The sequence below is a fragment of the Streptomyces spongiicola genome, assembly GCF_003122365.1.
Classification (GTDB): Bacteria; Actinomycetota; Actinomycetes; order Streptomycetales; family Streptomycetaceae; genus Streptomyces; species Streptomyces spongiicola.
The window spans coordinates 2599179-2622997 of sequence record NZ_CP029254.1 but is presented as its reverse complement, the minus strand read 5'-3'; the positions used below and the strand labels follow the sequence as shown (position 1 = coordinate 2622997).

Here is a 23819-nt window from a genome sequence, read left to right as displayed (position 1 = left end):
GTGAACGATCACTGGTACGACGATCACTGGTACGAGGACGAGACCGGGCCGATGGTGCGGCCGTACACCGTCACCCGTGGCCGGACCCGTCCCGCAGCAGAGCACGACATCGACCCGATGTCGCAGGTCGATGCCGTCGAACGGGACAGGCCGGACCCTCGGCTCGACCACGCCCGCACCGCGCTGCTGGAGCTGGTGCGCCGGGAGCCCCGGCCGGTCGCCGAGGTCGCGGCGGACGCCGACATGCCCCTCGCGGTCGTCCGGGTCCTCCTCGCCGACCTCGCCGAGTCGGGTCTGGTCCGCCTCTCCGGGCCGCCCGCGCCCCGCGGCGCGCACGACCCGTCCCTGCTGAGGGAGATAGCCGACCGGCTGCGTGACATCTGAACGCCTTTGCGCGCCGGTGCAACGTTCCTCCGCGGTCGCCCCCAGCGCGCAACGATCACCCGCGGGTGCGCAAAGCTCATGCATTACGGTCGGGAACGTCGACCTCGTAGGGTCCTGCCTGTACGTGGAGTGGCGGGGATCGTCTGCTCGGCGATTCCCCGCGCTCCGGGCTGCCCTCAGCCGCGCCCGCGCCGGGCCGCCGTGGTCGCCGCCTCACCGCCAGCAGCGATTGCAGCGATTGCAGCGACAGGCAGCGATAAGGAGCCTCCCCAGTGTTGGATCACGGCGCAGCGCCCCCCGTCACTCCCCAGAGGGACCCCGGGGGGCCCGCCCAGGGCCTCGGTAGCCGTCTGATGCGGCGCAAGCCCGTCGAGCAGCTCGTCGCCGAGGGGGGCCGGGGCGAGGGCGGCACGCTCCGCCGCTCGCTCACCATGTGGCAGCTGACCATGATCAGCATCGGTGCCACCCTCGGTACCGGCATCTTCGTCGTGCTCGGGGAGGCCACCCCGCTGGCCGGCCCGGCCGTCGCGATCTCCTTCGTCATCGCCGGGCTGACCGCCCTGTTCTCGGCCCTGTCGTACGCCGAACTCGCCGGCTCCGTACCGGTGTCCGGCTCGTCGTACTCCTACTCGTACGCCACGATGGGCGAACTGGTCGCCTGGGTCTGCGGCTGGTGCCTGGTGCTGGAGTACGGCGTCTCCGTCGCGGCCGTCGCCGTCGGCTGGGGCGAGTACCTCAACGAACTGCTCGACGGCACGATCGGAGTGACGATCCCGGACGCCGTCTCCGCTCCGGTCGGCGAGGGCGGGTTGATCAACCTTCCCGCGCTCGTCGTCGTGCTGCTCGCCATGGTCTTCCTGATGGGAGGCGCCAAGGAGAGCGCACGGGTCAACACGGTCATGGTCGCCGTCAAGATCGTGACGCTGCTGCTGTTCATCGGCATCGGCTTCATGGGCATCAGGGCCGGCAACTACGCCCCGCTCGCCCCGCTCGGCGTCACCGGCATCAGCGCCGCCGCGGCCACGCTCTTCTTCTCGTACATCGGCTTCGACGCCGCCTCCACCGCCGGCGAGGAGGCGAAGAACCCGAAGAGGGACCTCCCGCGGGCGATCATGCTGTCGCTGCTGATCGTCACGGTGCTCTACTGCCTCGTCGCCCTGGTCGCCGTCGGCGCCATGCCGTGGCAGGACTTCGAGGGCACCGAGGCGGCGCTCGCCCAGATCATGAAGGACGTCACGGGCCAGAGCTTCTGGGGCGTGGTGCTGGCCGCCGGCGCCGTCGTCGCGATCGCCAGCGTCGTCTTCGCCGTGCTGTACGGGCAGACCCGCATCCTGTTCGCGATGTCCCGCGACGGCCTGGTCCCCAAGGTCTTCGCCAGGGTCAACGAGAAGACCGGCGCCCCGCGGGCCAACACCGTGATCGTCTCGCTGTTCTGCGGTGTCCTGGCGGCCTTCATCCCGCTCGGCGAACTGGCGAACGCCACGAGTATCGGCACCCTCTTCGCCTTCGCCCTGGTCAACGTCGCCGTGGTCATCCTGCGCTGGAAGCGCCCGGACATGGACCGCACCTTCAAGGTGATGCTCTTCCCGGTCACCCCGATCCTGGGCTTCCTCTTCTGCGCCTACATGATGCTCAGCCTCCCCGGTGTCACCTGGGTGTGGTTCGCCGGCTGGATGGCGGCCGGGCTCGTGTTCTACTTCCTCTACGGCATTCGCCGCTCCCGGATGGCAACAGCAGAGAAGTGATCCACCGCCCGTGCGACTGAACGATCTCGACGAACGCATCGTCCACGCCCTCGCCGAGGACGCCCGCCGTTCCTACGCCGACATCGGTTCGCTCGTCGGCCTGTCCGCGCCCGCCGTCAAACGGCGTGTGGACAGGCTCCGGGCGGAGGGGGTCATCACCGGCTTCACGGTCCGCGTCGACCCGGGCGCGATGGGTTGGGAGACCGAGGGCTTCATCGAGATCCACGCACGCAGCAACACCTCACCCGAGACGATCAAGCGCGGCCTCGCGCGGTACCCGGAAGTCGCGTCCGCCTCCACCGTCACCGGTGAGGCGGACGCGATCGTCCAGGTCTTCGCCTCGGACATGCGCCACTTCGAGCGTGTCCTGGAGCGGATCGCCGGCGAGCCCTTCGTGGAGCGGACCAAGTCGGTGCTGGTGCTGTCGCCCCTGCTCAGGCGGTTCTCCTCGGGGGCACCCGCCTGATCCCCGCCGGGGTCGCCCCGGCCCGGCGGGGACCGTCCCGGCCCGCCGGGAGGTACGCCCCGCCGGTGCCGGACCCGCCCCGGGTGCCGGACGCCCCGCCGGTGCCGGACTGGCGCCGGGTGCCGGACGCCCCGCCGGTGCCGGACGCCGCCGGGACGCGCAGGGGTTGCCGGGCGCCCCGTGCAACGAATCACCGGTGCACCCCGGATTCACGCAACGGATCGAGTCTCCGAACGCAACGGTCCCGCCTTGTCCCTGCGGTTGGCCGGAACGTACGGTTTCTGACGTCTCCCCGACACCTCACCCACTCCTTCCGAGGTAGGCCCATGCCTCCGCTGCGCACAGCCCTGCTCCAGAGCTCCGGGACCCCCGGCGACATCGCGAAGAACCTCGAGATCCTCGACGCCCACGCGTCCCGGGCCGCCGCCGGGGGAGCCGGCCTCCTCGTCGCGCCGGAGATGTTCCTCACCGGGTACGCCATCGGCGCCGACGTGCACCGCCTCGCCGAGACCGCCGACGGCGCCGCTGCCCGGGCCGTCGCCGCGATCGCCGCCCGCCACGGGATCGCCGTCGTCTACGGCTACCCGGAGCGCGGCGCCGGCGGCGACCCGGGAGCCGTGTACAACGCGGCGCAGCTGGTCGGTCCCGGGGGCGAGCGCCTCGCGAACTACCGCAAGACCCACCTCTTCGGCCGCTTCGAGCAGGAGTGGTTCACCCCCGGCGACGAGCCGGTCGTCCAGGCCGAGCTCGGCGGCCTCCGGGTCGGGCTGCTGATCTGCTACGACGTGGAGTTCCCGGAGAACGTGCGCGCCCACGCCCTGGCGGGCACGGACCTGCTGGTGGTGCCGACCGCGCTGATGAACCCGTTCCGGTTCGTCGCCGAGAAGCTCCTCCCGGTGCGCGCCTTCGAGAGCCAGATGTACGTGGCGTACGCCAACCGCACCGGCCCCGAGGGGGAGTTCGACTTCGCCGGGCTGAGCTGCCTCGCCGGCCCCGACGGCATCGTCCGGGCCCGCGCCGGCCTGGGAGAGGACCTGGTGGCCGGCGACGCCGACCCGGATCTGCTGGCGGCCTCCCGCGCCGGCAACCCCTATCTGCGCGACCGCCGCCCCGGCCTGTACGGGCCGCTCGCCCGCTGAGACCTCCCGCCCCGCCCCGCCACACCAGGAGCAACACCCATGACGTCCACGGTGCCCACCTCCGTCCCGCACACCGGCGCGCAGCCGCCCATCACCATGTTCGGGCCTGACTTCCCCTACGCCTACGACGACTTCCTCGCACACCCGGCGGGCCTGGGCCAGATACCCGCGACCGAGCACGGCACCGAGGTCGCGGTCATCGGCGGCGGCCTCTCCGGCATCGTCGCCGCCTACGAGCTGATGAAGATGGGGCTCAAGCCGGTCGTCTACGAGGCGGACCGGATCGGCGGCCGGCTGCGCACGGTGGGCTTCGAGGGCTGCGACCCTTCGCTCACCGCGGAGATGGGCGCCATGCGCTTCCCGCCCTCCTCGACGGCGCTGGCGCACTACATCGACCTGGTGGGGCTGGAGACGCGGCCCTTCCCCAACCCGCTGGCCGAGGCCACCCCCTCGACCGTCGTCGACCTCAAGGGCGAGTCGCACTACGCGCAGACCATCGACGACCTCCCGCAGGTGTACCGCGACGTCGCGAAGGCCTGGAACGACTGCCTGGAGGAGGGCGCGGACTTCTCCGACATGAACCGCGCCATGCGCGAGCGCGACGTGCCGCGGATCCGCGAGATCTGGGCGAAGCTCGTCGAGAAGCTCGACAACCAGACCTTCTACGGCTTCCTCTGCGAGTCCGAGGCCTTCAGGTCCTTCCGGCACCGCGAGATCTTCGGCCAGGTCGGCTTCGGTACCGGCGGCTGGGACACCGACTTCCCCAACTCCATCCTGGAGATCCTCCGCGTCGTCTACACCGAGGCCGACGACCACCACCGCGGCATCGTCGGCGGCTCCCAGCAGCTGCCGCTGCGCCTCTGGGAGCGCACGCCGGAGAAGATCACGCACTGGACGTACGGCACCTCGCTCGCCACGCTGCACGCGGGCGGGGAGCCCCGGCCCGCCGTGACCCGGCTGCACCGCACCGCGGGCAACCGCATCACCGTCACGGACTCCTCCGGCGACATCCGCACCTACCAGGCGGCGATCTTCACCGCACAGTCCTGGATGCTGCTCTCCAAGATCGCCTGCGACGACTCGCTGTTCCCCATCGACCACTGGACGGCGATGGAGCGGACCCACTACATGGAGTCGTCCAAGCTGTTCGTGCCGGTGGACCGGCCGTTCTGGCTGGACAAGGACGAGCAGACCGGCCGCGACGTCATGTCGATGACGCTCACCGACCGGATGACGCGCGGCACCTACCTGCTGGACGACGGCCCGGACAGGCCCGCCGTCATCTGCCTCTCCTACACCTGGTGCGACGACAGCCTGAAGTGGCTCCCGCTGTCGGCGAGCGAGCGCATGGAGGTCATGCTGAAGTCGCTCGGCGAGATCTATCCGAAGGTCGACATCCGCAAGCACATCATCGGCAACCCGGTGACCGTGTCCTGGGAGGACGAGCCCTACTTCATGGGCGCGTTCAAGGCCAACCTGCCGGGCCACTACCGCTACCAGCGGCGGTTGTTCACCCACTTCGTGCAGGACCGGCTGCCCGACGACAAGCGCGGCATCTTCCTCGCCGGCGACGACATCTCGTGGACGGCCGGCTGGGCCGAGGGCGCGGTGCAGACGGCGCTCAACGCCGTGTGGGGCGTGATGCACCACCTCGGCGGCGCCACCGACGCCACCAACCCGGGACCGGGCGACGTCTTCGAGGAGATCGCCCCGGTGGAGCTTCCCGAGGACTGAGGGCAACCGGCGGGACCGCCCGCGGGGAAGCCCGACTCCCCGACGGCCGGGGCGAGGAATGCGCCCCGGCTTCCGCGACGGCTCCGGCTCGCCCCGGTCCGGGACCCGCACCCGCGGGTCCTCCGTGAACGAACCCCCGCCGCCGACCGCGATCCGGCCGGCCCCGGGAGGTCACCTCAGCCGCCGCCGGCCGGGAACCCCCGGCCGGCGGCGGCCCCGTCCGCACGCCGCGGCCGGATTCCGGTCGCGTCTCCCCAGCGCGGCGGAGTGAGGCGCGGTGGTGTGAGCGGGCAGTGGGTGACCGGGCCCGCCGCGGGGTCTTCGGTCAGCGCGGTGGTGTGAGCGGGCAGTGGGTGACCGGGCCCGCCGCGGGGTCTTCGGTCAGCGCAGCGGAGTGAGCAGGCAGCGTCCGACCAGGCCCGCCCCGGCGTCCAGCCGTTCCGTGAACTCCGCCGCGAGCGCCGGGAGTCCGCGCAGCCCCCAGAGCAGCCGCGCCGCCGACCAGGCGCCGTCGCGGGCCCGCTCCAGGCTCCACGAGCCGAGCAGATGGGCGAGCGGATCGGTGATCTCCAGCAGTTCGGGACCGTGCATCAGATCCTCGCGGATGCGCTCCTCCAGCATCGTGAGGATCTCACCCACGCGGTCGAAGTCCCCTTCGAGGTCCGTCGGCCGGCAGTCGAGCGTACGGCAGGTGTCCACGACCGCCAGCCCGAGGTCGTGCCCGATGTGCGCATTGATCCCGGCGAGCGCGAACTGCAGCGGGCGTACGCCTCGATGACGGCGCAGCTGGAACAGCGGACGCCAGCAGGCCGGCGCGCGCCCGCCCGCGGTCACCGTGTCAACTGCCGCCAGATAGCGCTCGGCGAGGAGAACCCGCAGGGTGGCGGCCGATCCGCGGTCGGGGAACTCGCCCCGGTCGATGCGCCGGCCCAGTTCCTCCGTGACGGCCAGATACGCGTCGTTGAACACCGCGATCCCGTCGTCCACCGGCCAGCCGGAGCGGAACGCCCGCATCCGGGCCGGGACCGTGCCGGGCGGCGCGCCGTGCGCCCCGCCGTCCGCCGGGTACTGTGCGATCTTCGCCATGGGGGCAGCGTCCCAGGCATAGGCTCGGACACGCGCCGCACGGCGGCAGGTGTCCCCGGAACGGGGGAACGCCACGGCCGCGGCGGCCAGGGGGAGGGGAGCACAGCGCATGCCAGTCGCACGCGATCGGCGCCGGGCGGAACGGAACGGGCGGCGTCTCGCGGCCGGCCGCGGCGTCATGACCACGGCGGCCTCGGCGGTGGTGGCACTGGGAGCCGTAGCCGGACTGATGTCGGCCGCCGGACGCGGCGGCCAGGACGACACGGCACGTCCCGAGGTGAGGAGTTCGCCCGTGACCGTCCCGCTGCCCGCGCGCCCGAGCCGCCCGCCGTCCGCGCCCGCGCAACCGTCGGGATCACCGTTGCCGCCACCTCCGCCCGAGCGGTCGGCGGCTCCCGCGCCCGCTTCGCCGGCGAGCCGCCCGGCACCGCGCACCGGGCCGCCGGACGCCCCCGGCCTGCTCCACCGGCATCCGCGCTCCCAGGTCCTGGACTGGGTGCGCGAGCACCTTGACGATCCCCGAAGGCCGCTGATCGAGTCACGGATCGCCGCGCACCCCGCCGCGGTCTGGTTCCCGGAGCACGACCCCGGCCGGATCAGGGGCGAGGTACGGGCGGTGACCGCAGGCGCGGCCGCGGCGGGCCGGGTGCCGGTGCTGGTGCCGTACGCGATCCCCGACCGGGACTGCGGTGGAGCCTCCCAGGGCGGCGCGCCGGATCTGGCCGCGTACGACGCCTGGACGGCGGAGTTCGCCGCAGGCCTCGGCCGCGAACCGGTCATCGTGGTCCTCGAACCCGACTCGATCGCGCTCTCGGGCTGTCTGTCCGACGGCCTCCGGGCGGCCCGCTACGCCTCGCTGGCCCGGGCGGCGCGCGCCATGAAGGCGGCCAACCCGCAGGCGAGGGTGTACTTCGACGCCGGCCACTCGGGATGGCACCCGGCGGCGAGGCAGGCGGCCGAACTGCGCGCCGCGGGCGCCGCCGCGAGCGGCGACGGCATCTTCACCAACGTCTCCAACTTCCACCGCACCGGCGACGAGACCCGGTACGCACGCCGGGTGCTGGAGGCCCTCGGCGGGCCCCCGGGGCTGGGCGCCGTCATCGACACCAGCCGCAACGGCAACGGCGCGCCGGAGCAGGGCGCCTGGTGCGATCCCTCCGGTCGCGCACTCGGCCGGACCCCGACCACCGAGACGGGGGAGTCCCGGATCGACGCCTATCTGTGGGTCAAGCTGCCGGGGGAGTCGGACGGGTGCAGGGGCGCCGCCGGCACCTTCACACCGGACTACGCCTTCGAGTTGGCGACCGGCTGACCGCCGGCTCCGTCCTCGTCGTACGCGGAAGTGCCCGCGTCCAGCAGCGGCTGCCGCTGCTTCATATGGGCGGGGGCGAAGGCGCGCAGCACGTGGTAGCCGGTGATGACGACGATGGTGCCGAGGGCGATACCGCCGAGTTCGAAGTCGTCGGTGAACTCCAGGCTGACGCCGCCGACGCCGATGATGATGCCCGCGGCCGCCGGGACGAGGTTCAGCGGATTGCGCAGGTCCACCTTCGCGTTGATCCAGATCTGCGCGCCGAGCAGACCGATCATCCCGTACAGGATGACCGTGATGCCGCCGAGCACGCCCCCCGGGATGGCGGCGACGACCGCGCCGAACTTCGGGCAGAGGCCGAAGAGCAGGGCGAAGAGCGCGGCCGCCCAGTAGGCGGCCGTCGAGTACACCCGGGTGGCGGCCATGACGCCGATGTTCTCCGAGTACGTGGTGTTCGGCGGCCCGCCCACCGCGCTGGAGAGCATCGACGCGGCGCCGTCGGCGGCGATGGCGGTGCCCAGCCTGTCGTCGACCGGTTCCCCGATCATCTCGCCCACGGCCTTCACATGGCCGGCGTTCTCCGCGACGAGGGCGATGACGACGGGCAGCGCCACCAGGATCGCCGACCACTCGAACGCCGGGGCGTGGAAGCCGGGGAGCCCGATCCACTCGGCCTCCCCGACGCCCGACAGGTCGAGCCGCCAGTGGTCGACGGCCTCGGTACCGCCCACCGGGGAGTTGATCCTCCCGAGGACCCGGTCGAGGAGCCAGGAGACGCCGTAGCCGAAGAGCAGCCCCAGGAAGATCGCGACGCGTGACCAGAAGCCGCGCAGGCACACCACGGCCAGCCCGGTGAACAGCATGGTGAGCAGGGCGGTCCACTGGTCCTGCGGCCAGTACACCGCGGCCGTGACGGGTGCCAGGTTGAATCCGATGAGCATGACCACGGCGCCGGTGACGATCGGTGGCATCGCGGCGTGGATGATCCGTGCGCCGAAGCGCCGCACGGCGAGGCCCGCGAGGAGGAGCACCACGCCGACCACGAGGATCGCGCCGGTGATGGTGGCGCTGTCCCCGCCGGTGGCCCGGATGGCCGCGGCCACGCCCACGAACGACAGCGAGCAGCCCAGATAGCTCGGTATCCGGCCGCGGGTCGCGAGCAGGAAGATCATGGTCGCGACCCCGGACATCATGATGGCGAGGTTGGGGTCCAGGCCCATCAGTACCGGTGCCACGAACGAGGCTCCGAACATGGCCACCACGTGCTGGGCACCGAGGCCCGCGGTACGCGGCCACGAAAGCCGCTCGTCGGGCCGTACGACCGCTCCCGGAGCGGGGTTTCGTCCGTCGCCGTGCAGGCTCCAGCGCACGCCGAGGTTCATGCGGGCTCCAGGTGAGAGGGGGCGGTGACCGGCGCCCATCGTACGAGGCCGCGGGGGCCCCGACTCCTCGCGCCGGGGCGGTCCGGGGCGCCCTCCGGGCCCCTCCGCCCGCCGCGGAGCCCCCGGCCGAGCGCGGGGGTCCGGTGCCTCCGTCCGCCGCGAGGCACTAGGCCCGGAGGTCCGGCGCGGACGCCGGACGCCGCCCACCGGGTGGTCCGGGTGGTCCGGGTGGTCCGGGTGGTCCGGGTGGTCCGGGTGGTCCGGGTGGTCCGGGTGGTCCGGACGTCGCGCCCCGGCCGCTGCCCCGCAGCACTCCCGCCCCCGGAACCAGCCCGGCCGCGAGCACCGTCACCAGCCCGAACGACACCGCCAGCGAGGTCAGATCGGCGATCCCGCCGATCGCGGAGGGTGCGATCAGTCCGGAGGTGTAGGTGATCGTCGCCACTCCCGCGATCGACAGGCTCGGATTGGTCCCGCTGCGCCCGGCCGCCGCGAACGCCAGCGGCACCACCACGGCGACTCCGAGGCCGATGCAGCCGAATCCCGCCATCGCGGCCACCGGGTGGGGCGCCAGGACCACCAGTACCCCTCCGCCGGTCGCCAGCACCCCGCCGGCGCGGACCGTGCCGACCGGGCCGAACCGGTCCACGACGCGGTCGCCGGCGAGCCGGGCCACCGCCATGGTCAGCACGAACGCCGTGGTGGACGCGGCGGCGAGGCCGGCGGAGGCGCCCAGTACGTCCCGCAGGTACACCGCCGACCAGTCCAGGCTCGCGCCCTCGGCGAACACCCCGCAGAAGCCGATCGCGCCGATGGCCAGCGCGGACTTCGGCGGCAGCGCGAACCGCGGCGGCCTCTCGCCGGCGGAGCCGCGCAGGTCGAGCACGCCCTGGCAGGCCAGCAGCCCGACCGCGGTCAGCACGGCGGACGCGAGCAGATGGTGGAGCCGCGCGTCGGTGCCGAGATGCGCGGCGACCGTGCCGGCCGCCGAGCCCAGGAGCGCGCCCACACTCCACATTCCGTGCAGGCCGGACATCACCGAGCGGTTCAGCCGGTTCTCCACCTCGACCCCGAGGGCGTTCATGGCGACGTCGGACATCCCGGCGGTGGCGCCGTACACGAACAGGGCGGCACACAGCGTCTGCATGTCGGGGGCGAGCGCCGGCAGGACCAGGGACAGCGTCCACAGCGAGAGCAGCCCCCGCAGAGCCGTGCGTGCCCCGTACCGGTGGGTGACCGCTCCGGCGAGGGGCATCGCGAGGGAGGCGCCGACGGCGGGGAAGGCGAGGGCCAGCCCGAGCTGGCCGGCACTGACGCCCGCGTGGTCCTGGATCCAGGGGATCCGGGTGGCGAAGCTGCCGGTCACGGCGCCGTGTACACAGAAGACGGCGGCGACGGCCCAGCGCGCCCCGCTCAGCCGTCGCCTGTCGTGGGCCGTCTCCGCCGGCATCGGGCCGTCCTCCGGCATCGGGCCGTCCTCCCCGGGAGTCGTGGTGTGCGCGTAAACTATCAGGAACCCTGCCTGATAAATAGCGCCGGCCGGTGGGGATCTGGAAGGATTCCGGCATGCCCGCATCCCCGAGCACCGCCCGGGCCATCAACGACAGGCTCGCGCTCCGACTGCTCCAGCAGGAGGGCCCGTTGACGGCGGGCCAGCTGAAGACCCTCACCGGGCTCTCCCGGCCCTCGGTCGCCGACCTGGTGGAACGGCTCCAGGAGTCCGGCCTGGTCCGGGTCGTCGGAGAGGCCGGCGAGCAGCGGCGCGGACCCAACGCCCGGCTGTACGGCATCGTCGCCGACCGTGCCCATCTCGCGGCCCTCGACGTGCGCACCCGCGGACTCACCGTCGTGGTCGCCGACCTGCTGGGCACCACGCTGGCCGAGGCGACGCTGCCCATCGGCGGCGACACGGGCACCGAACCGGCCGTCGAGCAGGCCGCGGCCCTGCTGGAGAACACCGCCCGGGAGGCCGGTGCCACACGACTGCACAGCGTCGGCATAGGCGCGCCCGGACTGATCGAGCCGGTCACCGGGGAACTGCGCGACTCCACCGCGCTGCCCGCCTGGCATCGCGGACTCGTCGCCGCCCTCCAGCAGCGCCTTCCGGGGACCGTCCTCGTGGAGAACGAGACCAATCTGGCCGCCGTCGCCGAGCAGCGCCTCGGTGCCGCCCGCGACCTGGACGACTTCGTGCTGCTCTGGCTCGGCCAGGGGGTCGGCGCCGCCGTCGTCCTCGGCGGTGCGCTGCGGCGGGGTGCGTCGGGCGGTGCCGGGGAGATCGGTTTCCTGCCCGTGCCCGGAACCGGCGGTCTGCCGTCCGCGACCGGCTGCGAGGCCGGGTTCCACGCGCTGGCGGCCGCGGCCGCGGTCCGGGAGCTGGCCGTGCGCCACGGCATCGGCGGCGAGGCCGAGGAGGCGGTACGGGCGGCGGCGGGGGAGTGCCCCGGCGGGCGGGGTGACGCCTTCCTCGACGCCCTCGCCGGGCGGCTGGCCGTCGGGGCCGCCGCCGTCGCCGCCGTGCTGGACCCCGGCTGCGTGGTGCTCGGCGGTGAGGTCGGGTACGCCGGCGGAGCAGCGCTCGCCGCCCGGGTGGAGGCGCGACTGGCCGTCCTGTCGCCGCTGCGCACCGCGATCCGGCCGACCGCGCTGGGCGGTGAGGCGGTGCTGCGGGGCGCGCTGCTCGCGGTGCGGGACGCGGCGCAGGCCGATGTCTTCGCGCCCGCGCTCTGACGGTGGGCGCCGGCTCGGGACGGCCGTGAGCTGCCACCGGGGGAGTCGCGCTGCCGCCGGGGGATCTGTGCGCTGCCCCGGGGGATCTGTGCGCTGCCCCGGGGGATCTGTGCGCTGCCACCGGAGGAGCCGTGCGCGGTCCGCCGGACGCCTGCTCGCGGTGCGGGACGCGGCGCAGGCCGATGTCTTCGCGCCCGCGCTCTGACGGTGGGCGCCGGCTCGGGACGGCCGTGAGCTGCCACCGGGGGAGTCGCGCTGCCGCCGGAGGAGCTGTGCGCTGCCCCGGGGGATCTGTGCGCTGCCACCGGCGGGGCCGTGCGCTGCCACCGGCGGGGCCGTGCGCTGCCACCGGAGGAGCCGTACGCGGTCCGCCGGACGGCGCGGCGCACCGGTGTCCGGGAAGCCCGCGCCGGGCGGGTCCCGCCCCCTCCCGGACGGCCGTCCGGGAGCCCCCGGCCGCCGCCGAAGGCCCCGGCCGGGGCCTTCGGCGGTGTGCGGCGCACCGGCGGGTGGCGGACGCGGTCCGGTGCCAATGGGGCGCCGCGCCGGCCGGGTCCGTCCGCGGCGGGGTCCGTCCGCGACCGGGTCCGCTGTGAGCCAGCACACACGAGTTCACCCGTATGGCCCACGGGTGCTCATGGCACACTTGGCCTGTATCAGCAGCAGCGCACTCCGGGGTCGGTGCAATTCCGAACCGGCGGTTACAGTCCGCGACCCGTCCGCAGCCAGCGGCCGGTTGACCAGGTGAAATTCCTGGACCGACGGTGAAAGTCCGGATGGGAGGCAGTGCGCGGCGGACGGCCCTCGCGGTCCGCCGGCCGAGCGGCTGATCGTTCTCGGGAGGTTTCCCCGAGGACGATCGGAATCGTGGACGTCGGCGTCTCCCGAGGTGTTGCTCCGCTTCTCTGTCGACATCGACAGCCCCGGAGTCCGTGCCCGAAGAGGCAGGAGGACCCGGTGGCCACCGCAGCCGACACGCACGCCATGCGCCGAGCCGTCGCGCTCGCCGCCCGCGGCCTCGGCTCCACCAGCCCCAACCCGGTCGTCGGGTGCGTTGTCACCGACGCGTCCGGACGCCGTGTCGGCGAGGGCTTCCACCAGCGGGCCGGGGGGCCACACGCGGAGATCCACGCCCTGCGGGAAGCGGGCGGGCGCGCCCGGGGCGGCACCGCGTACGTCACCCTCGAGCCCTGCAACCACACCGGCCGCACCGGCCCCTGCGCCCTGGCCCTGGCCGATGCCGGGATCGCCCGGGTCGTGTACGCGGTCGCCGACCCCAACCCGCAGGCCACCGGAGGCGCCGGCACCCTGCGCGCGGCCGGCGTCCGGGTCGAGCACGGCCTCCTCGAAGCGGAGGCGGCGGCGGGGAACACCGCCTGGCTCACCTCCGTGTGCCTCGGCCGCCCCTACGTAGTGTGGAAGTACGCCGCCACCCTCGACGGGCGGATCGCCGCCGCCGACGGAACCAGCCGCTGGATCAGCTCCCCCGAGTCCCGGGCCGACGTCCACCGGCTGCGCGCCGAGGCCGACGCGGTGATCGTCGGCTCGGGTACGGCGCGCACCGACGACCCCCATCTCGCGGCCCGCGGCGTCGACGGCGCCACCCAGCCGCTGCGGGTCGTGCTGGACACCGAGGCCCGGGCCGTGCGGCCGGGCGCGCGTGTCCTGGACGGTGCCGCTCCCACCCTCGTCGCCGTCGCCGAGGACGCCGAGACCGGCCTCCCCGGCGTTCTCCGGCTCCCCCGGGCCGGCCGCGGCCTGTCCGTTCCCGCCCTCCTCGAAGCGCTGTACGCGCGCGGGGTCCGGTCCGCGCTCCTCGAGGGCGGGCCGACCCTCGCCGGGTCCTTCGTCGCCGCGGGCGCCGTCGACCGGGTCGTCGGCTACCTCGCCCCCGTACTCCTCGGCGCGGGTCCCACGGCCCTCGCCGAAGCCGGAATCAGCACCATCACCGAGGCGCTGCGGCTCGACGTGGCCGAGTCGGTGCGTCTCGGCCCCGATCTGCGCATCACCGCCACCGTCCCCAAGGGAGCCTGACAGTGTTCACCGGAATCGTCGAAGAGCTGGGGGAGGTCACCGCTGTGGAGAACCTCGGCGACGCCTCCCGCTTCCGACTGCGCGGCCCCGTCGTCACCGAGGGGGCCAAGCACGGCGACTCCATCGCCGTCAACGGCGTCTGCCTCACCGTCGTGGAGACCGCCGGCGGCGAGTTCACCGCCGATGTCATGGCCGAGACCCTGAAGCGCTCCAGCCTCGGCGCGCTCGCCCCCGGCTCCCCGGTCAACCTGGAGCGGCCGATGGCCGCCGACGGGCGCTTCGGAGGGCACATCGTGCAGGGGCACGTCGACGGCACGGGCGTGATCGTCGAGCGGACCCCCTCCGAGCACTGGGAGGTGGTCAGGGTCTCCCTCCCGGCGGAACTCTCCCGGTACGTCGTGGAGAAGGGCTCCATCACGGTCGACGGAGTCAGTCTCACCGTCGTCGACGCGGGCCGCGACCACTTCACCGTCAGCCTGATCCCCACCACCCTCGCCCTGACCACGCTCGGCACCAGGCAGCCCGGCGACCCGGTCAACCTCGAGGTCGACGTCATCGCCAAGTACGTCGAGCGGATGCTCGGCGAGCGCTCCGGCCGGGCGGGGGAGGCGGCCGGGTGAGTGTCGCCGACTGGCTGAACTCCGAGGCGTTCACCGCCTTCGGCCAGCACATCAAGTGGTCCGACATGACGGGCAACGTGATCGGGCTGGCCGCCCTCGCCCTCGGCTGGCGCCGCTCGATATGGACCTGGCCCGCCCAGTTCCTCTCCGGCCTCATCCTCTTCGCCGCGTTCGCTCCCCATCTCACCGGCAGCGCCGGCAAGCAGGTGGTCGTGATGGCCGTGGCCGGCTGGGGCTGGTGGCAGTGGCGCCGGGGCCGGGCGCGGGCGCGGGACGGCTCCATCGCAGTCCGCTTCGCCACCTGGCCCGAGCGTGCCCTGATGCTCGCCGTCGCCGGGCTCGGCACCGCCGCCGTCGCACTGCTCTTCACGGCCTACCCCGCGTTGTCGTGGGACCCCTGGCCGGACGCCTACATCTTCGTCGGCACCCTCGTCGCCATGTACGCCCAGGCCCGCGGCATGGTCGAGTTCTGGTTCGCCTGGCTCCTGGTCGACATCGTCGGTGTGCCGCTGAACTTCGCCAACGGCTACGCGTTCTCCGGTTTCGTCTACGTCATCTACGGCGCGCTCGTCCTGTGGGGCATGCGCGACTGGTGGCTCCGGTCCCGTACGACCCCTGCTCTGGAAGGAGCGGCAGCATGAGCGCCCGTACGTCTCCCACCACCGTCCTGCCGGACCCGGCGGGTCCGTTCGCCCCGTCGCCGTGGTTCCCGGCCGGCGGCGGGGACGACCTGCGCCTCGATCCCGTCGAGCTGCGCCTCGATCCCGTCGAGCAGGCCGTCCGCGACATCGCCGCCGGCCGGCCGGTCGTGGTCGTCGACGACGAGGACCGCGAGAACGAGGGCGACCTCGTCGTCGCCGCCGAGAAGGCGACGCCCGAGATCGTCGCGTTCATGATGAGCGAGTGCCGCGGACTGATCTGCGCGCCCATGGAGGGCGGGGAACTGGAGCGCCTCGAGCTGCCCCAGATGGTGGCGCACAACACCGAGTCGATGAGCACGGCCTTCACCGTCTCCGTCGACGCCGGGCCCGCGCACGGTGTGACCACCGGCATCTCGGCCGCCGACCGCGCCACCACCCTGCGGCTGCTGGCGGGCGGCACGGCCGACCCGGCCGACTTCGTCCGCCCGGGCCACGTCTTCCCGTTGCGCGCACGGCCCGGCGGCGTCCTGGCGCGCCCCGGCCACACCGAGGCCGCCGTGGACCTCGCCCGGCTGGCCGGACTGCGTCCCGCCGGGGCGATCGTCGAGATCGCCGGCGAGGACGGCGTGATGCTGCGGCTGCCCGAGCTGGTCCCGTTCGCCCGCAAGCACGGGCTCACGATCATCTCCATCGAGGACCTGATCGCCTACCGCCGCGGCGCGGAGCCGGCCGTCCCCCACGAAGCGGGGCCTGCCGTCCGCCGCGAGGCCGAGGTCGTCCTGCCCACCGCGCACGGCGCGTTCACGGCCTACGGCTACCGCTCCACCGCGGACGGCGTCGAGCACGTCGCGCTCGTCCACGGCGATATCGGCGACGGCGAGGACATCCTGGTCCGCGTCCACTCCGAGTGCCTGACCGGCGACATCTTCCACTCGCTGCGCTGCGACTGCGGCCCCCAGCTGAGGGAGTCCATGGAGCGCGTCACCGCGGCGGGCCGCGGCGTCGTCGTCTACCTCCGCGGCCACGAGGGCCGGGGCATCGGACTGCTCTCCAAGCTCCGCGCCTACGAGCTGCAGGAACGCGGCCGGGACACACTGGACGCCAACCTCGAGCTGGGGCTGCCCGCCGACGCCCGGGACTACGCCGCCGGCGCCCGGATCCTGGACGACCTCGGGGTACGCAGCCTCCGGCTGATGACCAACAACCCCGACAAGACCGCCGCCCTGGTGCGGCACGGCCTGACGGTCCTCGACCGGGTGGCCATGCCCGTGCAGGCCGGCGAGCACAACATGGCGTATCTGCGCACCAAGCGCGACCGCATGGGGCACGACCTGCCCTGGCTCGACCCCGTGACGGCGTCGACCTGCGGCAACCAGTAAGCAGTTGCAACCGGCAAGAACAGCTGCAACCGGCAAGAACAGGCCTGCGGCACCCCGCGGGAACCAGCAACGAGGAGACACGTGAGCGGCAAGGGCGCACCCGAACTGTCCGTACGCAACTGCGGAGACCTCCGCGTGGCCGTCATCGCGGCCCAGTGGCACGAGAAGATCATGGACGGACTCGTCGACGGCGCCCTGCGCGCCCTGCGCGATCTGGGTATCGACGAGCCGACCCTGCTGCGGGTCCCCGGCAGCTTCGAGCTCCCCGTCGTCGCCAAGGTGCTGGCCGGACGCGGCTACGACGCCGTCGTGGCGCTCGGCGTCGTCATCCGCGGCGGCACGCCCCACTTCGACTACGTGTGCCAGGGCGTCACCCAGGGCCTGACCCGGGTCTCCGTCGACACCGGCGTCCCCGTCGGCTTCGGAGTGCTCACCTGCGACACCGAGGAGCAGGCGCTCGACCGGGCGGGTCTTGAGGGTTCGAGGGAGGACAAGGGGCACGAGGCGGTCACCGCCGCCGTGGCGACCGCCGCGACGCTGCGCTCGGTATCCGAGCCCTGGCGCTGAGGAGAGGCCACTTCCGCGTAGGGTGGGACCACCATGTCCAAGAAGACGTTCGAGGAGCTCTTCGCCGAGCTCCAGCACAAGGCCGCCAACGGCGACCCCGCGACCTCCCGTACCGCCGAGCTGGTGGACAAGGGCGTCCATGCCATCGGCAAGAAGATCGTCGAGGAGGCGGCCGAAGTGTGGATGGCCGCCGAGTACGAGGGCGGGGAGGCCACCGCCGAGGAGATCTCGCAGCTGCTGTACCACGTCCAGGTGATGATGGTCGCGCGCGGGATCGGTCTCGACGACGTCTACGCCCATCTCTGAGGCACACTCGTCCCGTACCACCCGAAGACCCGTACCCCGACACACCCGAACAACCCCGAACAACCCCGAGCAAGCACCCACGCACCCGAAGGAAGCCCGTCTCATGCTGCGCATCGCCGTCCCCAACAAGGGTTCACTCTCCGGACCTGCGGGGGAGATGCTCCATGAGGCGGGCTATCTCCAGCGCAAGGACTCCAAGGAACTCGTCCTCGTCGACCCGGAGAACGAGGTCGAGTTCTTCTACCTGCGCCCCCGCGACATCGCGATCTACGTCAGCTCGGGCCGCCTCGACATCGGCATCACCGGACGGGACCTGCTTCTCGACTCCGGCGCCGGTGCCGAGGAGATCCTCCAGCTCGGCTTCGCCCGCTCCACGTTCCGCTACGCCACCAAGCCCGGCACGGCCTCCGGCGTCGAGGAGTTCGGCGGGCTGACGATCGCCACCTCGTATGAGGGCATCGTCGCCAAGCACCTCGCGGACAAGGGCATCGACGCCTCCGTCGTCCACCTCGACGGGGCCGTGGAGACCGCGATCGAACTGGGCGTCGCCCAGGTCATCGCCGATGTCGTGCAGACGGGAACCAGTCTCCGCAACGCCGGCCTCGGCGTCGTAGGCGAGCCGATCATCACCTCCGAGGCCGTCGTCATCCGCCGTACCGGCGCCGACCCCGACGACCCGAAGGTGCAGCGGTTCCTCCGCCGCCTCCAGGGCGTCCTGGTCGCCCGCTCCTACGTGATGATGGACTACGACTGCCGGGTCGAGCACCTGGAGCAGGCCGTCGGCCTCACCCCCGGCCTGGAGTCCCCGACCGTCTCCCCCCTCCACCACGAGGGCTGGGTGGCCGTCAGGGCGATGGTCCCGGCCAGGGAGGCGCAGCGGATCATGGACGACCTCTACCACCTCGGCGCCCGCGCGATCCTGACGACCGCTATCCACGCCTGCCGCCTCTGAGGACCGGGACGGTAGAGAGCATGTCCATGGACCGGCAGGAGCTGCCCGCGCTCCCGGTGACCTTCAGGCCCACCCGCACCCGGGCGGTCCTGCTGTCCGTCGGGACGGTGATGTTCGCGGTGATCACCGCCGTCGCCTTCGCCCTGGAGCGGCTCAGCCCGGCGGAGCGGGTCAGCTTCGTCCTCACCGCGGTGCTGTTCTTCGCGGTGCTGGCGCTGCTCAGCCGCCCCAGGATCGTCGCCGACGAACGGGGCGTCACCGTCGTCAACCTGACCCGGACGCGGAGGCTGGAGTGGGCGGAGATCGTCCGCGTCAACCTCCGTCCGGGTGATCCCTGGGTGTTCCTCGATCTGAGTGACGGCACCAGCCTTCCGGCTCTCGGGATCCAGCCGGGAATCGCCCGCCACCACGCCATCCGCGACGCCCGCGCCCTGCGACTGCTCGCCGAATCGCGCGGCACCGGCACGGGCGGCCGCTGAGTCCCCTGCCCTCGGGGCGGACTCGTGACTACTCTTGCCCCGGAGGCGCCGGGCGCGCCTCCGCCTCACACCGGTGGGCCGGCCACGGCCCGTGAGGCACCCCTGCTACCCGAGGAGTGACCCTCTCCGGCAATGGACGGATCGTCCGGTAGTACCTGCGCCGCCCCCTCCCGGGAGGCGGCGGCATGATCATCCCGCTACTGCTGCTGTTCGCGGCATTCCTCCTCGTCCTCGCCAACGGATTCTTCGTGGCCGCCGAGTTCGGCCTGGTCACCGTGGAGCGCGCGGACGCGGAACGCGCGGCCGCCGAGGGCGACCACCGCGCCGGGACCGTCGTACGGGCCCTGCGCGAGCTGTCGTTCCAGCTCTCCGGCACCCAGCTCGGCATCACCCTCACCTCCCTCGTCGTCGGCATGCTGGCCGAGCCCGCACTCGCCCGGCTGCTCGGCGGGCCGCTCACCGCCGCCGGGATTCCCGGCGCGGCCGTCCCGGGCCTCGCCGTCGTGATCGGCATGCTGCTCGCCTCCGCCGTGCAGATGGTGGTCGGCGAACTCGTCCCGAAGAACTGGGCCGTGTCGCGGCCGCTGCAGGTCGCCCGGTTCGTGGCGGGTCCCCAGTACCGCTTCTCGGCGGTGTTCCGGCCTGTGATCGCCCTCCTCAACGCCGTGGCCAACCATCTCGTGCGCGCGTTCGGCGTGGAGCCCGCCGAGGAGCTGGCCTCCGCCCGTACCCCCGGCGAACTGGTCTCCCTGGCCCGTCACTCGGCCCGGGCCGGCGCCCTGGAGGAGGACACGGCGGATCTGTTCGTCAGGACCCTTTCGCTCGGCGGGCTCACCGCCCAGCACGTGATGACCCCCCGGGTGAAGATGAGCGCGCTGCACTCCGCCGCGACCGCGGCGGACGTCCTCAACCTCACCCGCGGCACCGGTCTCTCCCGTTTCCCGGTCTACCGGGACCGCATCGACGAGATCGTCGGCATGGTCCATCTGAAGAACGCGCTCGCCGTGCCGGCCCATGAGCGGCCGCGTACCCCGGTCGGCCGTATCGCGGTGCCCCCGCTGCTGGTGCCCGGGACCCTGCCGGTGCGGCAGCTCCTGCGGCACCTGCGCAGCGAGCAGCCGATCGCCGTCGTCGTCGACGAGTACGGCGGTACCGCCGGGGTCGTCACCCTGGAGGACATCGTCGAGGAGATCGTCGGCGAGGTCCTCGACGAGCACGACGCCGAGGCCGACGGCCGGCCCGAGCTGGCCCCGGCACCGCCCGAGGACGGCAGACCGGCCTGGGAGGCGGACGGCAGCTGCCGCGTCCTCACCCTGCGGCGGATAGGCCTGGACGTGCCCGAAGGCCCGTACGAGACCGTCGCCGGTCTCGTCGCCGACCTGCTCGGCCGGATCCCGGCGCCCGGCGACCGCGCGGAGCTGCCGGGCTGGCGGCTCTCGGTCCGCCGGGTCGACCGGTACCGCGCCGAACGGGTCAGGCTGGTCCGCACGGCGGGCGCCTCCCAGGCCGTGGCGGAGGCCGTCCGGTGAGCGTCCTCCAGCTGCTGTTCGCGCTGCTCCTGGTGCTCGCCAACGGCTTCTTCGTCGGCGCGGAGTTCGCGCTCGTGTCGGTACGCCGCAGCCAGGTGGAGCCGCTCGCCGCCCGGGGCTCCTCCCGGGCCCGGCAGGTCCTGCACGGGCTGGAGAACCTGCCGCAGATGATGGCCGCGGCCCAGTTCGGCATCACCGTCTGCTCGCTGACCCTGGGAGCCGTCGCCGAGCCGACCGTGGCGCACCTGCTGGAGCCGGTGTTCCACGCCCTGCGCGTACCCGAGGGGCTGGTCCACCCGCTCGGCTATGTGATCGCCCTCGCCGCCGTCGTCTTCCTCCATCTCGTGGTCGGCGAGATGCTGCCGAAGAACCTGGCGATGGCCGCCCCGGAGAAGACCGCGCTCTGGCTCAGCCCCGCGCTGGTCGGCTTCGCCCGGCTGTGCCGCCCGGTGACCGCCGCGCTCGGCGCCTGCTCCCGGCTGGTACTCGGGCTCTTCCGGGTCGAGCCGAAGGACGAGGTCGAAGCCGTCTTCACCAGCGACCAGCTGGGCCGGCTGGTCGAGGACGCCGGTCAGGCCGGACTCCTCGACGCGGAGGAGCAGGAACGCCTCGAAGACGCCCTGGAGCTGGGCAGCCGCCCCGTGACGGACGTCCTGATCGCGCGCTCCTGCCTGGTCACGGTGCCGCCCTCGGTGACCCCGGGGGAGATCGAGGAGCTTACCGTCCGCACCGGCTACTCCCGCTTCCCCGTGCGCGGTGAGGGAGACGGCCGGTTCATGGGCTACCTCCACGTCAAAGACGTACTGGAGCTCGACGACGGCGAGCGGGCCGTGCCGCAGCACGTCTGGCGCCCCATGGCCACGCTGAGGTCGGAGCTGCCGCTCGACGACGCGCTCACCGTGATGCGCCGGGCGGCCACCCATCTGGCGCAGGTCGCCGACGCCTCGGGACGCGTCCTGGGCCTCGTCGCCCTGGAGGACGTCCTCGAGATGCTGGTGGGCGAGGTGCGCGATCCCGCCCACCGCCCGCCGCCACCGGCCGCGGTGCCCGCACGGGGCCCCACCCGCACGGCTGCCCGCCAGAGCGGTCTGATGACCGATCCGCCGCACCAGCAGGACGCGCGCTCGCACCGGCCGAGCCCGAGCAGGGTCTGAGGCCGGGTCCGCGCGGCAAGCGCATCCCGTGGTCCCCGGGCCGTGCCGGTCCCCTTCCTCCCGGCGGGGCCCGGCACCGGCGGGGCGGTTCCGGGCGCGGTCCGCGGTGTCTGCGGGTTCCGCGGGGCTCACGGTGTCCGCGGTGTCTGCGGTGTCTGCGGTGTCTGCGGTGTCTGCGGGTTCCGCGGGGCTCACGGTGCCCGCGGTGTCTGCGGTGTCCGCGGTGCCCGCGGTGTCTGCGGTGTCCGCGGGGCTCACGGTCCGCCGAAGTCCTGCGGCCCGCGGTCCCGCGGGCCCCGGCCCGACAGCACCTCTCCGTACGCCTGCATCAGGTCGGGCAGCCGCAGCGTCGCCAGGTCGTCCCGCGTCGGTGTGCCCGGGTACCCCGAGAGCCGCAGGTCCCGGTAGGCGCAGCTCTTCTCGTAGAGCGTGCGCAGAAAGCGGCCGTTGCCCAGCTCGTCGATCCAGCCCTGGTCCACCACATGGCCGCTGATCGACCGCAGCTCGTCCACCGCCTCCTCGTCCCACCCGTCGCCGTTCGCCGCCGCCAGCACCTCGCCGATCGCGGTCAGCTCCAGCGGCCGGTACGAGGGGAAGTCGACCCGGGTGGTGAACCGCGAGGAAAGCCCCGGGTTGGTGGCGAGCAGCCGGTCCATGCCCTCCGGATAGCCGGCGAGGATGACCACCAGATGGTCCCGGTTGTCCTCCGCCCGCTTCAGCAGCACCTGGAGCGCCTCGTCGCCGTACGCGTCGCCCTTGCTGTAGCCGGTGTTGGAGAGCGCGTACGCCTCGTCCACGAACAGCACGCCGCCGAGGGCCGAGTCGATCAGCTCGTTGGCCTTCACCGCGGTCTGCCCCAGGAACTCCCCCACGAGGTCGGAGCGCTGCGCCTCGACCAGATGGTCGCCGCCCAGCAGCCCGAGCGCGTAGAAGACCCGGCCGAGGATGCGGGCCACGGTCGTCTTGCCCGTGCCGGAGGGGCCGGAGAAGACGAAGTGCCGCTTCGGGGGCTGGACGGGCAGGCCCTGCCCGGCCCGCAGCCTGGCCATGTTCAGCTGTGCGGAGAGCGCCTTCACCTGACGCTTCACCGGCTCCAGGCCCACCATCCGCTCCAGTTCCGCGAGCGCTTCGGCGAGCAGCACCGGATCGGTGGGCCCGGCCGGGAACCGGGGCGCCGCGCGGGAGGGGTTTCCCGCCTCCTCGCGCGCCCGGTCGGCCGGGCCCGCGGCGGCCGGGACCGGCGCCCCCGGCGGCGGCTGGGGCTCCCCGGCGTAGCGCGGTTCGGGCACGAAGGGAGGTTCCCCCTCGGACGGCGGGGGGTCCGCCGCCTCCTGCCCCATCCCCGCTCCCGCGCCCGCCAGTGAGACGGCGGCCAGTCCCGCGGCCTCGTCCGTCCCGTCGAGGCCGTCGTAGTCGTTGATCGCGGCGAGCCGCGCCGAGGTGTCCATGAACGCCGGATCCACCCGGTGCACGGCCCGGTACAGCGGCAGTGCGGCAGCGCTGCGGCCGGTGCCCTCATGGGCGCGGGCCAGCCAGTAGCGGAGTTCCTTGCGCTGGGGCTGCTCGCTGCGGCAGCGCATCAGCGCGGCGGCGAGCATCGGCTCGGCCTGCCCGTACATCTCCAGCCGCACCCGGGCCATACCGGCGAACAGACCGGACTCGATGCCGAGCAGCGGATCGTCGACGAGCGGCTCGGTGTGCCGCACCAGCTGATCCCAGTCCTTGACCAGATAGGCCCGGCACGCGTGCAGAAACCGGACCTGCGGGTCGGCGTCGACCGGCGGCAGCCCGGCCAGCGCCCGGTCCAGCTCCGGCACATGGCGGCCGTCGAGCCAGTGCGAGGCGTGCGCGAGCAGCAGGTCGCGCGGGCTCTCCAGCACGGGCTGTACCCACCAGCCCAGCCAGTACCAGGAGTTCAGCGTGCGGCGGTGGCGGGCCCGCTGCTCGCCGAAGCGCTCCCGGCTCCGGTACATCCGCAGCAGCGCGGTGGTGGTGTCCGCCCGCAGGGCGTGCAGTCCGAGCCAGCCGTCGGCCATCCCGGGATCGATCCGCACCGCGGTCCTGAACTCCTCCTCCGCCTGCGGGTAGGCGCCCATGGTGTAGGCGTCCACGCCGCGCACCCAGGCGAGGTCGGCCGGGGCCGGTGAGCCCTGCGCGCCGATGTCCATCCGGTCCCCCAC

Annotated in this window: 21 protein-coding genes and 1 riboswitch; of the genes, 17 read left to right on the top strand and 4 right to left on the bottom strand. The window is 73.3% G+C overall.

Annotated features, from left to right (window positions below):
• The 5 genes from DDQ41_RS11350 to DDQ41_RS11325 all read left to right on the top strand — a co-directional run bounded on the left by DDQ41_RS11350 (position 1) and on the right by DDQ41_RS11325 (position 5468).
• Entirely contained in the window at positions 1-384 is a 384-nt protein-coding gene (locus tag DDQ41_RS11350) for a DUF742 domain-containing protein (RefSeq protein WP_245991452.1), read from the top strand.
• Positions 385-656: 272 nt separating this feature from the next.
• Positions 657-2129 carry an amino acid transporter gene (locus tag DDQ41_RS11345; RefSeq protein ID WP_109294393.1) on the top strand — a complete coding sequence of 491 codons (1473 nt, stop codon included), beginning with the start codon at positions 657-659 and terminating at the stop codon, positions 2127-2129.
• 10 nt (positions 2130-2139) lie between these two features.
• Positions 2140-2595 (top strand): Lrp/AsnC family transcriptional regulator, encoded by a 456-nt coding sequence (locus DDQ41_RS11340; protein WP_109294392.1) that lies wholly within the window; start codon positions 2140-2142, stop codon positions 2593-2595.
• A gap of 326 nt (positions 2596-2921) precedes the next feature.
• Positions 2922-3734, top strand: coding sequence for a carbon-nitrogen hydrolase family protein (locus DDQ41_RS11330; RefSeq protein WP_109294391.1), 813 nt, complete (start codon positions 2922-2924; stop codon positions 3732-3734).
• A gap of 39 nt (positions 3735-3773) precedes the next feature.
• On the top strand, positions 3774-5468 hold the full coding sequence (locus DDQ41_RS11325) for a flavin monoamine oxidase family protein (RefSeq protein WP_109294390.1): 1695 nt from the start codon (positions 3774-3776) through the stop codon (positions 5466-5468).
• 381 nt (positions 5469-5849) lie between these two features.
• Here the strand turns inward: DDQ41_RS11325 and DDQ41_RS11320 are convergent, their stop codons facing one another.
• Positions 5850-6554, bottom strand: coding sequence for a DUF5995 family protein (locus DDQ41_RS11320; protein WP_109294389.1), 705 nt, complete (start codon positions 6552-6554; stop codon positions 5850-5852).
• A 109-nt stretch (positions 6555-6663) separates the two neighbouring features.
• Here DDQ41_RS11320 and DDQ41_RS11315 point away from each other — a divergent pair, with 109 nt between their 5' ends.
• Entirely contained in the window at positions 6664-7866 is a 1203-nt protein-coding gene (locus tag DDQ41_RS11315; protein WP_109294388.1) for a glycoside hydrolase family 6 protein, read from the top strand.
• Here DDQ41_RS11315 and DDQ41_RS11310 read toward each other — a convergent pair.
• Positions 7839-9248 carry a uracil-xanthine permease family protein gene (locus DDQ41_RS11310; protein WP_109294387.1) on the bottom strand — a complete coding sequence of 470 codons (1410 nt, stop codon included), beginning with the start codon at positions 9246-9248 and terminating at the stop codon, positions 7839-7841. The genes DDQ41_RS11315 and DDQ41_RS11310 overlap by 28 nt on opposite strands.
• Positions 9249-9414: 166 nt before the next feature.
• A complete protein-coding gene (locus DDQ41_RS11305) occupies positions 9415-10698 on the bottom strand; it encodes an MFS transporter (protein ID WP_109297674.1) in 1284 nt (427 codons plus the stop codon).
• A 116-nt stretch (positions 10699-10814) separates the two neighbouring features.
• Between DDQ41_RS11305 and DDQ41_RS11300 the strand changes: the two genes are divergently transcribed.
• The 11 genes from DDQ41_RS11300 (at position 10815) to DDQ41_RS11250 (ending at position 21639) form a co-directional block, all read left to right on the top strand.
• A complete protein-coding gene (locus DDQ41_RS11300) occupies positions 10815-11978 on the top strand; it encodes an ROK family transcriptional regulator (protein WP_109297673.1) in 1164 nt (387 codons plus the stop codon).
• Positions 11979-12641: 663 nt separating this feature from the next.
• A riboswitch (FMN riboswitch) is annotated at positions 12642-12772 on the top strand.
• A 163-nt stretch (positions 12773-12935) separates the two neighbouring features.
• The gene (gene ribD, locus DDQ41_RS11295) at positions 12936-14012 is read left to right on the top strand and encodes a bifunctional diaminohydroxyphosphoribosylaminopyrimidine deaminase/5-amino-6-(5-phosphoribosylamino)uracil reductase RibD (RefSeq protein WP_109294386.1); all 1077 of its coding nucleotides are present in this window, start codon (positions 12936-12938) and stop codon (positions 14010-14012) included.
• Positions 14013-14014: 2 nt separating this feature from the next.
• Positions 14015-14632: a riboflavin synthase gene (locus tag DDQ41_RS11290; RefSeq protein ID WP_109294385.1), complete on the top strand. Its 618-nt coding sequence runs from the start codon at positions 14015-14017 to the stop codon at positions 14630-14632.
• Complete coding sequence (locus tag DDQ41_RS11285; protein WP_172607816.1) at positions 14629-15273, top strand: nicotinamide mononucleotide transporter family protein; 645 nt, start codon at positions 14629-14631, stop codon at positions 15271-15273. The genes DDQ41_RS11290 and DDQ41_RS11285 overlap by 4 nt, the downstream gene beginning before the upstream one ends.
• The gene (locus DDQ41_RS11280; protein WP_109294384.1) at positions 15270-16652 is read left to right on the top strand and encodes a bifunctional 3,4-dihydroxy-2-butanone-4-phosphate synthase/GTP cyclohydrolase II; all 1383 of its coding nucleotides are present in this window, start codon (positions 15270-15272) and stop codon (positions 16650-16652) included. The genes DDQ41_RS11285 and DDQ41_RS11280 overlap by 4 nt, the downstream gene beginning before the upstream one ends.
• A gap of 81 nt (positions 16653-16733) precedes the next feature.
• Positions 16734-17219 (top strand): 6,7-dimethyl-8-ribityllumazine synthase, encoded by a 486-nt coding sequence (gene ribH, locus DDQ41_RS11275; protein ID WP_109294383.1) that lies wholly within the window; start codon positions 16734-16736, stop codon positions 17217-17219.
• A 33-nt stretch (positions 17220-17252) separates the two neighbouring features.
• Entirely contained in the window at positions 17253-17525 is a 273-nt protein-coding gene (locus DDQ41_RS11270) for a phosphoribosyl-ATP diphosphatase (RefSeq protein ID WP_109294382.1), read from the top strand.
• A gap of 103 nt (positions 17526-17628) precedes the next feature.
• Positions 17629-18477, top strand: a complete 849-nt coding sequence (hisG, locus tag DDQ41_RS11265) for an ATP phosphoribosyltransferase (RefSeq protein WP_109294381.1) — start codon at positions 17629-17631, stop codon at positions 18475-18477.
• A 26-nt stretch (positions 18478-18503) separates the two neighbouring features.
• Positions 18504-18956: a PH domain-containing protein gene (locus DDQ41_RS11260; protein WP_109297671.1), complete on the top strand. Its 453-nt coding sequence runs from the start codon at positions 18504-18506 to the stop codon at positions 18954-18956.
• A gap of 185 nt (positions 18957-19141) precedes the next feature.
• The gene (locus DDQ41_RS11255; RefSeq protein ID WP_109294380.1) at positions 19142-20485 is read left to right on the top strand and encodes a hemolysin family protein; all 1344 of its coding nucleotides are present in this window, start codon (positions 19142-19144) and stop codon (positions 20483-20485) included.
• Entirely contained in the window at positions 20482-21639 is a 1158-nt protein-coding gene (locus DDQ41_RS11250) for a hemolysin family protein (RefSeq protein WP_109294379.1), read from the top strand. The genes DDQ41_RS11255 and DDQ41_RS11250 overlap by 4 nt, the downstream gene beginning before the upstream one ends.
• A 254-nt stretch (positions 21640-21893) precedes the next feature.
• Here DDQ41_RS11250 and DDQ41_RS11240 read toward each other — a convergent pair whose 3' ends face one another.
• Positions 21894-23807 carry an AAA family ATPase gene (locus DDQ41_RS11240; protein ID WP_109294377.1) on the bottom strand — a complete coding sequence of 638 codons (1914 nt, stop codon included), beginning with the start codon at positions 23805-23807 and terminating at the stop codon, positions 21894-21896.
• Positions 23808-23819: the final 12 nt, after the last annotated feature.